Source organism: Sorangium sp. So ce836, assembly GCF_028553905.1.
Taxonomy (GTDB): domain Bacteria; phylum Myxococcota_A; class Polyangia; order Polyangiales; family Polyangiaceae; genus Sorangium; species Sorangium cellulosum_D.
Window position 1 is genome coordinate 2,563,624 of the sequence record NZ_CP102233.1, and the last position, 13,872, is coordinate 2,577,495.

At 71.7% G+C, this 13,872-nt stretch carries 8 protein-coding genes; 1 reads left to right on the plus strand and 7 read right to left on the minus strand.

Features of this window, described 5'->3' with window-relative positions; all coding sequences use genetic code 11:
- Positions 1–231 precede the first annotated feature (231 nt).
- A complete protein-coding gene (locus tag NQZ70_RS09195) occupies positions 232–489 on the plus strand; it encodes a hypothetical protein (RefSeq protein WP_129573885.1) in 258 nt (85 codons plus the stop codon).
- A gap of 116 nt (positions 490–605) precedes the next feature.
- On the opposite strand, the gene NQZ70_RS09200 is transcribed toward NQZ70_RS09195, so the two are convergent.
- The 7 genes from NQZ70_RS09200 to NQZ70_RS09230 form a co-directional block, all read right to left on the minus strand.
- Positions 606–1,064: an SRPBCC family protein gene (locus NQZ70_RS09200; protein WP_129573886.1), complete on the minus strand. Its 459-nt coding sequence runs from the start codon at positions 1,062–1,064 to the stop codon at positions 606–608.
- Between the two features lie 155 nt (positions 1,065–1,219).
- The gene (locus NQZ70_RS09205) at positions 1,220–2,023 is read right to left on the minus strand and encodes a phosphatase PAP2 family protein (RefSeq protein WP_129573887.1); all 804 of its coding nucleotides are present in this window, start codon (positions 2,021–2,023) and stop codon (positions 1,220–1,222) included.
- The gene (locus NQZ70_RS09210; RefSeq protein ID WP_237245168.1) at positions 2,020–3,693 is read right to left on the minus strand and encodes a pitrilysin family protein; all 1,674 of its coding nucleotides are present in this window, start codon (positions 3,691–3,693) and stop codon (positions 2,020–2,022) included. Before NQZ70_RS09210 ends, NQZ70_RS09205 begins: the two co-directional genes overlap by 4 nt.
- 3 nt (positions 3,694–3,696) lie before the next feature.
- Positions 3,697–5,424 (minus strand): pitrilysin family protein, encoded by a 1,728-nt coding sequence (locus tag NQZ70_RS09215; RefSeq protein WP_272828110.1) that lies wholly within the window; start codon positions 5,422–5,424, stop codon positions 3,697–3,699.
- A gap of 99 nt (positions 5,425–5,523) precedes the next feature.
- A complete protein-coding gene (locus NQZ70_RS09220; RefSeq protein ID WP_129573888.1) occupies positions 5,524–7,986 on the minus strand; it encodes a lysyl oxidase family protein in 2,463 nt (820 codons plus the stop codon).
- A 185-nt stretch (positions 7,987–8,171) separates the two neighbouring features.
- On the minus strand, positions 8,172–10,187 hold the full coding sequence (locus NQZ70_RS09225; protein WP_165373870.1) for a DUF4397 domain-containing protein: 2,016 nt from the start codon (positions 10,185–10,187) through the stop codon (positions 8,172–8,174).
- 43 nt (positions 10,188–10,230) lie between these two features.
- Entirely contained in the window at positions 10,231–13,254 is a 3,024-nt protein-coding gene (locus tag NQZ70_RS09230) for a hypothetical protein (RefSeq protein ID WP_207217785.1), read from the minus strand.
- Between the last annotated feature and the right edge of the window lie 618 nt (positions 13,255–13,872).

A 13,872-nucleotide genomic window follows, 5' to 3' on the forward strand; every position in this document is an offset into this window, starting at 1 on the left:
GCTCAGGCGTGGCTTGCGCGCGTGGAGGGCTGTCCGGTCTGGCCCGCGATCCAGCGCTCCAGATCGGCGCGCGAGGTCACGCCGCTGCGACGATCGAGATCTCGCCCTCCGTGGAAGAGCACGAAGGTCGGTGCCGCCGCCGCGTGACGCGGCATTGCGAGGAACGTGGGGCCGGCGCCCGCCTGGCAACCAGGGGCTTTACAGTCAGCGATCGGGCTCCAGGGTGACATCATGAAACCCACGAAAGAGCACGCAGGACCGCGCAAGCAGGCTGAGCAGCACGTCGGCAGCGAACAGCAGGCGCCGGGGGCGCCGACGCGGCACCTCGACGACGAGACGACGCAGGGATCGAGCGACGTCGAGAAGATCGCTCGCCAGCAGGGCGCCTCGCAGCGGGGATACACGGCGGACGGGCCGCACGAAGACCGGCCGGCGCAGTTCGATCCGGCGCACCCGGGGGGACGGCCCGAGGGCGATCCGCGCCGCTGACGCAGGGCAGCGGCTGATAGCCGTGCGCGGCGCGACGGCCGTGCGCGGCGCGACGGCCGTGCGCGGCGCGCCGGGCGCGCCCGGCGATGGCCGCCGCGGTGGCCATCGCGGTGGGGCTACTGCGGCGGGGCCTCGCAGGCCCGCCGCGTCACCTCGTGGCGGTAGTCGAACATCCGCTCCAGCTTGCGCCGGACGAAGCGGCCGCCGCCGAGCCGGCCGAGGGCCCCGAGCGGGAGCTCGTACTCCACGTGGTCGGTGAGATAGCAACCGCCCGAGCCGTCGGGGTCCGTGCGGTGGGTGTGGACCCAGCGCTTGAAGGGGCCGCTGCGCTGCGCGTCCTGGAACATCCTGCCCTGCTCGTACCGGGTATGCTCCGCGACCCAGCGCACCGGGACGGGGCCGACGCGCGATTCCAGGACCACGCGCGCGCCGACGAGGATGCCGCCGGTCTTCTCCAGGACGCGCGCCTTCTCCCAGGGGGGCATGAGCCGCTCCAGCGCGTCGGGCTCCTCGTGGAAGGCGAAGACCCGCTCGGGGGGCGCGGCGATGCGCGTGCGCTTCTCGAAGATGGGCATGGCGCGAGCATGGATCGCGGCCCGCCGGCCCGCCCGCGCGCGCCGGCGCCTCCAGCCGCGCGCCGCCCGTCGCCCTCGAACGCCGCCCGCCCTCTGGACGCGACGGCACGCGGGAAAGGACGGAGATGTCGGCTCGGCGGCGCGCGCCCGACCGTTCAGAACGTCCACGACCAGGTGAACGCGGCCGGCTCCGGCGTCGGCTCGGGCGGCGGGCCTGCCGCATATGGCGCCTCGCTCGGCGCGATCGGGTGGATGGCCGCGATCGCGAAGCCCGTCACGTGGCCCAGGATCATGCCGGCGCCGACGTCCTGCCACGAGTGCGCGCCCGAGCCGATCCGCAGCGCCATCGTCACCACGGTGGCCGCCTCGGCGATCGCCAGCGCGCCGAGGCGCGGCGCGGCGTCGCCGGTCGTGCGCAGCGCGAGGTTGAGCCGCGCGCCCGCGATGGCGGCGACCGGGGTGGTGTGGCCTGACGGGAAGGCGTCGAAGTCGAGGTCGGTGTCTCCGCATCGATCGGTCCGCCACGAGCGCGGCCGGCACCGGCCCGACAGGCGCTTGATCATGCTCGAGAGGCCGGTCGACAGCGCCGCGGCCTCGACCTCGATCAGCGACGTCCTGAGCGCCCGCGAGAAGGGGCGGCGGACGCCGGCGCCCGCGAGATAGCTGCCCTCGAGCGCGTACCCGCTGCCGAGGACGAGCAGCGTGCCCACGGCGGCGCCGGTGATGTCGCTGACGAGGCCGATGGTCTCGTCGCGCTCCTCGCTGGAGGCGGCGCCCCACGTCGAGCGGCGCTGGGGGAGCAGGTACGCCCCGAGCGAGGCCGTGCAGACGGCGGCGACGGCCACCTCGCCGCCCGGCGCTCCGAACGCCCAGTCGGGCGCCGCCGGGCCTGCCTGCGCGGCGGCCGTCGTGCTCCACACGAGCGCGCACGCGCCGGCGAGCGGCGCCGCGGCTCTCACGGCTTCTTCGCTGCGGGGGGAGCTGCCGGCTGCGCGGGCTTGCCGGCTTGGGGCGCCGCGGGCTTGCCGGCCTGGGGCGCCGCGGGCTTGCCGGCCTGGGGCGCCGCGGGCTTGCCGGCCGCCGGCTGGCCGGCCGCCGGCTGGCCGGCCGTCGCGCCCGGCGCCTTCTGGACGATGACCTCGCCGAGCTGCAGCGCCGAGAGCTGTCCTTCGACGGCGCCGGCGTCGCCCACCAGCACGACCCGGAGCTGCTTGGGCACGAGGTACTTCTGCGCGACCTGCTGCACGTCCGCGGGCGTGATCCGCTGGATCCGCGCCGGCCGCGTCGCGAACTCGTCGAGCGGCAGATCGTAGACCGCGAGGCTCGCCACCGTCGACGCGGTCGCGCCCGCCGTCTCGAAGCGGGCCGGCAGCTGGCGGATGAGGTTCGCCTTGGCGTCCGCGAGCTCCTCGATCGTGACCGGCTCCCTCCGCATCCGCTCGATCTCGGCGAGGATCTCCTTCACGGCGGGGCCGGTGTTCTCCCGCACGACGGCGCCGGCCGCCGAGAACGGGCCCGCCCCGTGGCGCATGTCGAAGCTGGAGCGCGCGCCGTAGGTGTAGGCGTGCTTCTCGCGCAGGTTCAGGTTGAGCCGGCTCGAGAACTGCCCGCCGAGGAGGGTGTTCATCACGAGGAGCGCGTCGTAGTCCTTTGTCGCGCGCGGCACGCCCGGCAGCGTCACCGTCACCGACGACTGCGTGAGCCCGGGCCGGTCGACGATCACGACGCGCGGCGCGCCCGCCGCGAGCGCCGGCGGCTCGGCGGGGAGCTCCGCCTTCGCCGGGGCGGGCGGCGCGCCGATCGGGCCCTTCCAGGCGCCGAAGACCCGCTCCACCTCCTTCACCGCGTCGGCCTTGGTGATGTTCCCGGCGATGGCGACGGTCGTCAGCTCCGGCCGGAACTGCGCGGCGTGGAACCGCGCGAGGGCGCCCGCCGTGATCTTCTTCAGCGCCGCCTCGGTGCCGATCAGCGGCGCGCTGTACGGGTGACCTTCGGGGTAGAGGACCAGGCCCTGGGCGATGGAGAGGAGCGACGCGGGCCGGTCGTTCAGCTCGGCGAGCTGGGTGATGCGGCGCGATCGCTCGCGCTCGATCTCGGCCGGCGCGAACGCCGGGTTCATGTACGCGTCGCCGAGCAGCGTGAGCATCTCGCCGAAGCGCGGCGTCAAGCTCTGGCCCTGCACGCCGCCGCCGTCGAAGTTGACCCCGGACGAGAAGCTCGCGCCGAGCTTGCCGAGCGCGTCGCTGAACTGGAGCGCGGTGCGGGTCTTGGTGCCCTGCGTGAGCATCGCCCCCGCGAACGCGCCGACGCCCGGATCGGCCTGGTCGGCGCCCCGGACGGTGGTCACGTCCACCGCGACGATCGGCAGCTCGTGCCGCTCCACGACGAGGACGCGGATCCCGTTCGCGAGCTTCGCCTCCTCGATGCGGGGCGGCACGAAGACCACCTCCGGCCCGGGGGGCGGCGGCGATCGACGGAAGGCGTCCGCCGGCGCGGGCGGCTGCGCCGCGGCGGTGGGCGGCGCGGGCGGCGCCTTGGCGGTCGCGGCGGGCGGCGCCGGCGGGTTCGAGGCGCAGGCGGCGAGCGCCGCGGCGGCGAGCGAGACGGAGAGGATTCGTTTCATGCGCATGGCTCAACCCCCCTTCGGCGCGGCCGTGCCGGCCGCGGGCTTGTCGACGGCGGGCTTGTCGCCCGCGGGCTTCTTGATGGCCGGCGCGGGCTCGGGCCGGTCGGCCGCCGGTGCTGCCGGCGCCGCGGGCGCCGCCGCCGCGGGCTTCGCGCCCGCCGGCGCAGCGGCCGCCGACGCCGCCGCGGGCTTCGCGGCCGCCGGCGCAGCGGCCGCCGGGGTGGGCTTCACGAGGCGCCCGGCCTTCGGGGCGCCCGGCTTCGGCGTGACGAGCGCGATCACGCGCCTGCCCTGGGGCAGGAGATCCGCGGCCGCCTTCTGGAGGTCGGCGGCCGCGACCTGCTCGTATCTGGCCACGTCCTTCGGGAAGTACCCCGGATCGCCGGCGAGCTGGTTGTAGTTGTTGATGGCGTTCGCGCGGTTGGTCACCTGCTCCATGCCGAAGATCAGGTCCGAGAGCAGCTTCGCCCGGGCCCGGTCGTGCTCGTCCTGCGTCGGCGGCGCCTTGCGCAGCTTCTCGAGCTCGGCGTCGATCAGCTTCAGCGCCTGCTCGGGCGACTTGCCCTTCTTCAGCGTGGCCGTGATCTGGAACGTGCTGGCGAGCTGGCTCGACTGCTGGGCCGCGAACACGTCCTGCGCGATCTGGAGATCGTAGACGAGCTTCTTGTACAGCCGGCTCGTCTTGCCCGAGGCGAGGACGTTGGCGACGAGGTCGAGCGCCGCGTCGCCGGGCGCGAACATCGGCGGCGTCACCCAGCTGATCGTCACGCGGGGCAGCTCCACGTCCGCCTCGATCTCGAGGCGCTTCTCGGTCGCGAGATCGCCGGGGTCGGGCTTCGACACGACGGGCGGCGGGGCGCCCTTCGGGATCGGGCCGAAGTACTTCTCGACGAGCTCCTTCGCCCGGGCGCGATCGATGTCGCCCGCCACGACGAGGGTCGCGTTGTTCGGCACGTAGAACGTCTTGAAGAAGGCCCGGACGTCCTCCATCCGCGCGGCGTCGAGGTCCTCGGGCGTGCCGATGGTCAGCAGGTGGTAGGGGTGGCTCTCCGGGAACATGGCCGCGCGGAGGAACTGCGGCACGAGGCCGTACGGAGCGTTCTCGTAGTTCTGGCGGCGCTCGTTCTTCACGACGTTGCGCTGGCTCGCGAACGTCTCCTCGTTCGCGTGATCGAGCAGCCACCCCATCCGGTCGCTCTCCAGCCAGAGCGCGAGCCCGAGCTCGTTGGCCGGGACGGTCTCGAAGTAGTTCGTGCGGTCGGCGTTGGTCGTCCCGTTGCGATCGCTCGCGCCGGCGCGCTCCAGGTACTTGAAGAACATGTCCTCGCCGACGTGCTTCGAGCCCTGGAACATGATGTGCTCGAAGAGGTGGGCGAAGCCGTTCTTGCCCTTCGGCTCGTCCTTGGAGCCGACGTGGTACCAGAGGTTGACGGCGACGACGGGCGTGCGGCGATCCTCGTGCAGGATCACCTCGAGCCCGTTCTCCAGCGTGTACTTCTCGACCGGGATCATGACGCTCACGCTGGTCGTGGCCGGCGTCGCCCCGGCCGGCGCCGGCGCGGCCGGCTTGGCCCCGGGCGCAGCCGCCGCGGGCTGCGCGGCCGCGGCCGGGGGGGCTGCGGCGGGGGGCGCGGCGTAGCCGGGCAACGTCAGGCCGAGCGCGGCGACGAGCGCGCTGGACAGGGACGAGAGCGCCCGGAGGCGCCTCCGTTCGGACGGATGGTTGGCTCGCATGGGCGCGGTTCTAGCGCAGATCGCCCGAGGCCGAGCGCAAACTTCGCCCGTGGAGCGGGAGGAGCGCCGCCGCGCGGGTCACGCCGGCGGCGCGCCCGGTCAGAAGAACTGCGTGACGAAGAGCTGGTACGGCCCGAAATCCACCGGCGTGCGTCCGCTCACGGTGATGGAGCCGAGGCCCCCTCCCAGCCGCAGCCCGAAGACCGAGGCGTTGGCGCCGTCCGGCGCGCCGGCGCACGCGTTGGCCGCGGCGGAGCACTGGACGTTGACCGGATTGCACGCATCGTCCGCGGTCTTCAGCCTCATCGGGAAGTCCGTCAGGCCGCACGAGGACACCAGGATGGGGACCCCCGGGCATACGGGGAGATAGTACGGCTGCTCGGGGCTGCTCGGGCCGCACACGGACGCTGGAGGGATCGGCGCCCCGGTGGTGTCACCGCCGATGAGGCCGCTGCCCGCGATCACCTCGGCGCGCTCGCCGAGGCACGTCGGGCGCTCGAACCGGAGGCGCACCAGGCCGGAGTCCCCGGGCCTCACGGCCTTGACCACCACCGTGTAGGTACCGGCCGGGAGCTTCGCCGCGAAGTGCGCGCCCAGCATGCGATCGCCGCAGCTCCGGGCCGCGCAGCCGACCGGGGCGCCGCCGCACCCGTCGCCCTCGAGCACCGCGAGCACCGTGTCGATCTCGGATTCCAGGGTCCCGAGGTAGACGACCTGCTCGGACGGCAGCGTGAACCGGAAGAACACCTCGCCGCCCCCGCCGCCGCACGAAAGGGCCACGTCCGACGTGTTCTCCGCGGTGATCTGCGCGGCGTAATCCATCGACTCCGCGAGCTCCCCCGGCGTCTCGCAGCTGTCGGCGCCCGGGATCGGCGCGCAGCCGTCGTCCGGCACGCCGTTGCAGTTCTCGTCGACCTCGTTGCCGCACACCTCGGGGAGCGGCACCACGCACCCCGCGCCCCCGCAGCCGTTGTCGGGGACCCCGTCGCAGTCCTGGTCCACGAGGTCCCCGCAGATCTCCGGCTCGGGCACGCAGGCCGTGTACGCCGGGACGTGGACGGGCACCTCGACCACGTTGTTCTCGATCGACTGCTCGGCGACCGCGCCGGTCGGGTTGACGGCGACACGGAGGATGTAATCCCCCTCGGGCACGTCCGTCACGTCGACCCACTGGCACGGCGTGCCGACGGGGTAGACGTCGGCCCACCCCGCGCTCAGGAAGTTGCACCCCGTGCCCCCCGAGGTCGGGAAGCCCGGCGGCGCCGGGGACTCGAAATCGAGCGGATCCATGTCCGTCAGGCAGAACGCCTGCTTGTGGCCCTGCGCGATGACCTCGCCGTCCGCGTCGACCAGCCGGTAATCGGTGAACTCCCTGAAATGGAAGTGCCCGTGGCACTGCGCGTACTCGAAGAGCGGGTTGTCGAACTCGGGACCCGGGTCGAGGTGGCCGGGGCCTGCGTTCTCGATGCGCCCCTCGAACTGGAGGAGGTGCCGCCTGCCGGGGCCCGCGATGCACCCTTCCACGATCTCGCACGCGTCCGCGGCGAACGTCTGGTACGAGAAGCGGACCGTGTCGACGATGCGCTCCTTGTTCGGGCGCAGGTCGGGCACCATGCAGACGCCGTCCACGCACGCGTGGCCGCTCGGGCAGCACGCGCCGCCGCACATCGTGCCGTCGCAGGCGGGGTAGTCGACGGGCAGGACGATCGTGTTGTTGTCGAAGCTCGCCTCCGCGATCGCCCTGTTCGGGTTGACGGTGATCTCGAGCTCGTAGAGCCCGGCCGGCACGCCGGTCACGTCGAGGGCGTTGCACGCGACGGTGCCGGGCTGATCGACGCGCTCTCCGGGGCCGAGGCCCTGCGCGTTGCAGCTGTACTGGCCGCCCTGCATCGCGACGCAGCGCGCGTCGAGCTCGGCCTCGGCGACCGCCGCCTCGCCCTGCGTGAGGCGCGCGCGGAAGAAGCGCGGGACGACGTAGCTGTCCTCGCAGAAATTCGGCTCGAACACGGCGCTCTCCGAGGGCACGCCGAGCTCGAGCGGCACGTCGCCGGCGTTCCTGAGCGAGACGTCGAAGCGCATGAGCGCCCGCCGCCCGCTCGCGCCGACGCAGCCGTGCAGCAGCTCGCACGCGTCCTCGCCCACGGTGATCGCGGCGAACGTGACGGGCTCTCCGCCCTGCGCGGGCTCGAGCACGAGGTCCGCCGCCGCGCAGCCGCCGTCCACGCACGCGGCGCCGGCGCTGCAGCACGCCGCGTCGCCGCAGGCGCGCGCCTCGTCGCACGCGGCCGTGCAGCCCGACGGCTTGCCCTCCGCGTCGACCTGGCACCGCGTGCCCTCGGGGCACACGAGGTCCGAGCCAGGGCAACGGATGCCCCTGGGCGCACCGCCGGCGGCGCCGTCGCCGCCGCTGCCGCCGTCGCCGCCGGCTCCGCCGTCTCCGCCGCGCCCGCCGTCTCCGCCGCTCCCGCCGTCGTCCGCGCCGCCGCCCCCTCCCGTGCCCGAGGGCGGCTCGGTCGGCCCGTCGTCGCCGCACGCGGCGGCCGTGAGAAGCCATGATCCCATCAACAGCGCTCCGACAACTTTCTTCATGTGCACCCTGGTCAGGAGGAGCCGACGCGCAGCGCGCGTCGGGCGGCGCCTGCCGCTCGGGCAGGCCGTCAGGCAAGCTGCGTATCGTAAGGGTGCGCGGGGAGGAAATCAGTACGGTCGAAGGGGGGCGCAGGATTTCGGCCGGTCAGGGGCGCCGGTCAGGGGCTCGGTAACGTCACCTGGGTGGCCGCGGGGACGATGCCGAAGCTTCTCACGAACATGAGCTGCGCGGCGCTCGCTGGGTCGGATGAGGTCCAGTCTCCCAGGAGGACAGCGGCATACCAGTTCGTTGGCAGGGTTTTCATAACGCTCCGGATGGCGTCGGCCGATCCGGCCGGTCGAACTCCTAACCATTGCTGGTCGGCGGCGCGCGGCGGCACGAAATCGACGCCGGTGATGGCGCTCGCCGACGCGTACGCGACGTCGGTGAGCACGGGTGTGAAGGTATCGCCTCGGGTCCCGTCTGCATTGACCGACCAGTAGCCGAGATCCACCGAGGGCGCTTTCGCCGAGGCGTTGATCAACAGGACGCGCGGGGTGGTGAACGTCCCGGTCAGGTCCGGCTGAACCCTCCACAGCTTGAGCTGCAGCGCCTTGTCGCCCGTCTCTCCGGTGGTGCCGAGCAGGCCTCCCAGGTAGATCGCGCCGGCGTCCAGCGGGCTCGTCCGCTGACCGTCGACTACCACGGCGTCACCCGCGCCCCCCTCGCCGGTGCCAGAGCCGGGCGCGACGAGCGAGAGCGTCGACTCCCCCGGCGGCAGATCGGTGTACGTCGGCACCTGCGCATACCTCAGGTTGATGGCGATCCTCTCCGCGCCCGAGTATACCACGAGGGACGATGGCGTGGGCGGCGGCGATGCATGGAAGAGGTAGACGAGCGGATCGCGCCTGACGAACACGGCAGGCGAGTCGTCCCCCGCCGGGACGACGAGCAGGCCGTGTGCGCGCGCGTCATTGGCGACGCGGGTCGGCTCCCCGGTCTCGATGACGAAGTACGATCGCCCGCCGGTGAGCGATGCCGCAGAGAGCGAGAACGGCGCCTGACCCGTCGGACCGAAGGACCTCGACGCGGTGACCGTGATCGCCCGGGTCGACAGGGGCACGAGCAGGCCTTCTGGAGCGCTGGCGGTGAACCAGCCGAGGTCCGCGGCGGCCGTGGCGCTTCGGTCGATGTAGAACGATTTCGGAGTCGCAGAGTTGGAGTCGGCGCTCACGAAGCGCAAGGCGACCTCGCTGCATGAAGGCGTCGTGAACTTCTCTTCTGCGATGAGAAGCCGCGGCTTACTGCTGGTGGACGTCGTGCCCAGGATCCCAATGGCCGCGATCGTGTAGCGCGCCCCAGGGGCGACCGTCAGCGGATCCGCCGAGATCGTGAGCGCGTCGCCTGCGCCACCGGTTCCATCATCGCTCTGTGCCGAGAAGGTGATCGCGCCCGCCGTCACTTTGGCGTACTTCGTGACCGACGCGGCGACCCTGCTGGGCGACACTGCCTCGATGTCGGATACCGGCGCCCCGTTCACGTAGAGGCGGAGCGCAGGCGGGTCGCCGGCCCCTACCGGGGTGTTCTGGCGATTCGGCAAAAGGGCGTTGATGAACCGGACCTTGGGTTCAGGGTCGGTGTCCGGCGGCAGGCCACACTCCTCCGGATCGCCGCCGCCCGTGCCAGCGCCGCCCGCGTCTCCGCCGCCGCCGATGCCGCCAGCGCCGCCCGCGTCACCGCCGCCGCCGATGCCGCCAGCGCCGCCCGCGTCGCCGCCGCCGCCCGTGCTGCTGGCGCCGCCGCCGCCCGTGCCGCCAGCACCGCCCGTGCTGCTGGCGCCGCCGCCGCCCATACCGCCGCCGCCCGTGCCGCCCGCGCCGCCGCCCATACCGCCGCCGCCCGTGCCGCCCGCGCCGCCGCCCGTCCCGCCGCCGCCCGCGCCGCCGCCGCCCGTCCCGCCGCCGCCCGCGCCGCCGCCGCCCGTCCCGCCGCCGCCCGCGCCGTCGTTGCCGCCCGTTCCGCCGCCGCCGCCGTCAGAGCTGCCGCCAGACGACGTGCTGGCGCTGGCGCTCGTGGTCCCACCTCCGCCTTGCCCCGACGGTGATGAGGTATCGTCGTCCCCGCAAGCGCTCGTGAAGATCGAAAGCCCGGCCAGCGCACCCACTATGATCAGCCATCGTTGACGCATCTTCATCGTAACACATCTCCGTGTAGCGCGTCGCACGCGCCAGAACGATTCACTGCCTCGGGAACTTCAGCTCGCAGGCGTCACGCGGAACCGCGATGACTCCCTTCGTCAGCTCGTCACGCATGTAGATGTAGGCCATCACGCCGGCGTTGAAGACCGCTCTCCGGAGCCATGCATCGACCTCCGGCGAGCTTGCGTCCGCGGTGCGGAGCTCATCCGTGAGAGGATTCCTGAGCGTGCACACGTCCCTCCACATGGGCACGCCGAACTCCGGCGGCACCACACTGCTCAGGATGCTACTCCAATTTCCGCTCGCGACCGCGGCGTCGTAACGGGCTCCGTATCGATGAGCATCGGTGCGGATCTCATCGCAGGCGGCGCGCGCGACGCCGAGCATGTTCGCCCTCGATCGCCTGAAGGCGGCCTTCGCGGTCTCCAGATCGAGCGGGATCGGCACCGCGGTCACGATCCGATTGTTCACGAAGACATTGAAGAAGGTCCTTTCCTCCTCCGGGGTACGGCCGAACGAGACGGTAGTGCCCCCGGTCGCCATCCAGACGAGGTACTTCGCCGCCCCATCGGGGCCGAGGTCGTCCTCCCCCGCGTCGGGCCCATGGAACGTGGCGAGGTTCTCGTTGGGTGCCCAGCGCGGGCCGAAGAGCCCGTCCACGAAGCTCGCCACCCTCGCCCCGGAGGTCGCGCGGAGCGCTCTGGCTGCGCCGGTCTGGGCGTCTCCGTAAATCCCATGGCAGTTCGAGCAGATACCAGCGTAGATATGCTCCCCCGGGTTGGACCAGTAGATCGCGCTCCACGGCTGGCGCGGTCTCCCGGTCCCCTGATTGATCATCCACGGCTCCACTGTCTCGGGCTCTGGCGAATCCCCCGGGAACGCGCAGCGTGGGGCGAAGTACCCCTGAGCGTAGGCCTTCTTCGCCAGCGCCTCGTGCTCGCTCGTCATCTCCTCCGCGCGTATCCAGTCGTCGAGCTTCGTCTTCCAGTCGATGTTGCGCGGGACATACGGATAGCGCTCGGTCGTGTCCTCGAGCACCCACCCGATATCGCGATGCTGCTCGCAGTCCCGAAGGGCGCGCGCCTCCGCGGCGTCCGCCAAGCGCATGGCGAGCTCGATCGCCTCCGGATCCTCCGGCGCCTCCTGTCCCCCGCGCTCGTAATCGCGCGGCACCGACGCCCACCAGCGCGCCACGAGGACCGGCAGGCGGCAGTCCACAGACGCCGTATGCATCGGCATGTGGAGAATGAAGAATGAGCCTAACTCCTCGTTGCTCACGGGCAGGCCGAATTCGCGGAGAGTCCACGCTCCCGTGGGCAGGACGACCCGACTGTAGATCCCCCCGTTCGGGACCAAGTTCTGGATGGAGAGCTCATCGACGGACACGCGCGTAGGAGGAAAGTAGGACCGCCCGTCCGAGCCCGTGGCATCCATGGGAAACCCGAAGACGCTCCCGCCAGGCGACATGTCCAGGCCTCGCAGCGTCGCCTTGCTCGCCACCGCATAGCCGCGCGGGTTATGGCAATGGGCGCAGTTGCCCGCCATGTAGGCCTGCATGTTCAGCTCGTCGGCGTTGCGTGCCCGGCGGGGCAGCGCAGAGTCTTCCAGCTTGGGGAAGTCGTCGGGCGTGAGGGTCGCCAACGTGCCGCGCACGACACCGTACGCGAGGAGACGCTCGAGCTGATTGAGCTCGTCGGCGAGCACGTCCGGCGTGTAGACGCCGCCTTCCCCCTTCGGTCGCTTGTGGAGCTGGAAGGGCGTGATGCCGAGGACGAAGCTCTCGCTCTCCGAGCCCGTGTGGCACGCCACACATCGCGTCGCGCCGGGCACGGCGTAGCTCTGCACCGCCCCGGTGGTCTCGTCGGCCGTGTAAGGGCGGACGTAGTCGGGGAACGGCTCTCCGTTCAGGTAGAGCTCCCTGCTGTCCGGTGACGCCGGATCGAGCCCGGTCCCGAGGAGCTTCGCGCTCGTCTCCTCCGCGTTCCACACGTACGTGCCGAAGAGCGCGTCCTCGGCCTGTTCGCGCGTCACGATGAGGCGCGTCTCCATTTTGCGGTATCGCGTGACGCCGTCGGGCTCGACCACGGCCCTGAAGAAGGTCTTGTAGAGGCGGGTGTTCGGGGGGATGCGGAGCTTCTTCGCCTCCGGGTCGTACGTGATGGCCTGCCCCGCCGGGACGTGCACGAGGCGCAGCTTCGCCGCGTCGTCCGACCAGAGAGGGTAGGTCGGCGCGTAGGCGAGCGTCCCCCTGCGCGCGAGCACCTCGGCGTCCAGCGAGACGAAATCGGTCTCCGACAGCTTGACCGGGAGGTCCTCGAACGATTGCATCGCAGCGAAGCGCTCGTCCACCTCCTCGTCTCGACCGACGATCTCGGCGTCGGGGATGCAGTTCCCGAGCTCGGTCAGCGCATCGCCGATCTCGCGCGGGGTCACGAAATCTCCGTCCGGATCGACCTCCATGTCACCCTTCGGGAGGACGTACGTGCCGGTGGGGCACCCCTGCGCGATCCACGCCTGGAGCCGCCGGCCGAGGGCCTCTTGCCCGCCGATCATGTAGGGCATCTCCCCGCTGAGCATGACGTCATCGGGCGTCTTGCCGCTCTTGCCGCGCGCGTTGCACAGGTTCTCCGGGGTGCCCGTGTAGGAGAAATCTCCTTGCTCTGCTGGGGCTTTGTGGCAGTTGCCACATTGAATCTCGATCTCCCCCGAGAGGTTGCTGAAGGTATCGAGGGCATCTTCGACCGTCGCCGAGTGGCGCTGCGGGATCGGTTCGTGCGATCGGGCCGGGGTGCATAGACGCGGCTGCGTGCCCCCCCCGTCACCGCCGGTGCCGCCGGTACCGCCGGTACCGCCGGTGCCGCCGCCTCCGCCGGTGCCGCCGCTGCCGCCGCCTCCGCCGTTATCGCCGCCCGCGACCCCGCTGCTGCCGCCGGTACCGCCGCTGCCGCCGCCGTCACCACCGCTGGTAGCGCCGCCGCCGCTCGTGCCCCCCGGGGGCTCACCGGTGTCGTCACCTCCGCAGCTGTACCCGGCTATGGACACGACCCCGAGCAACAGCACCATCGACCTCATCGTCACCCAACGCCGACCTTGACCCATCATTGCCAGCTCCCCGGGCTCGCAGCGGCGAAGCCCCTACCGATGCGGCGGCCGAAATGCCACCGGTGAGCTCCTGGAACAACCGTGAATGCGGGCTGTCACGGATCCGTGACGCCATTGCGGTCCCGTCGACGTAAATGATTGCTCTGTCATTGATTTGCGCGCCGCAAGCGCGCCTCTCCCGCCGGCCGTTAATGGGGAGTAAGCGTTCACCGGCCAGACCTCCTATGCTGAGCGGTGTTGCGGGGTGGGCTGCCGCTCGGGCTGTCGGCGCCGAAGCTGTATCGCGCCATAGGACGCCGTGTTGAACCCGGAGTTCGGCCGCAGTGCTCGTCGGCTCGACCTGACAAATTCCCTCATTTGTCGGCATTTGGCGGGAAATTTGAACAGGGAGGCAGGGAAACGGGGAGATTGGTGGGATTTTTTTGTCTCCACGCCTCTGAATTTTCCCGAAAAAATTCGGGGGGATGCTTCAGCGGCTCGACCTCAGTTCATCGATGCGTTCGTCTCGCCAGTCACGTGCCACGATGAACGAGCTCTCGTACTACAGTTACAGCTGGCCGCCTTGCGAACCTGCCCGAC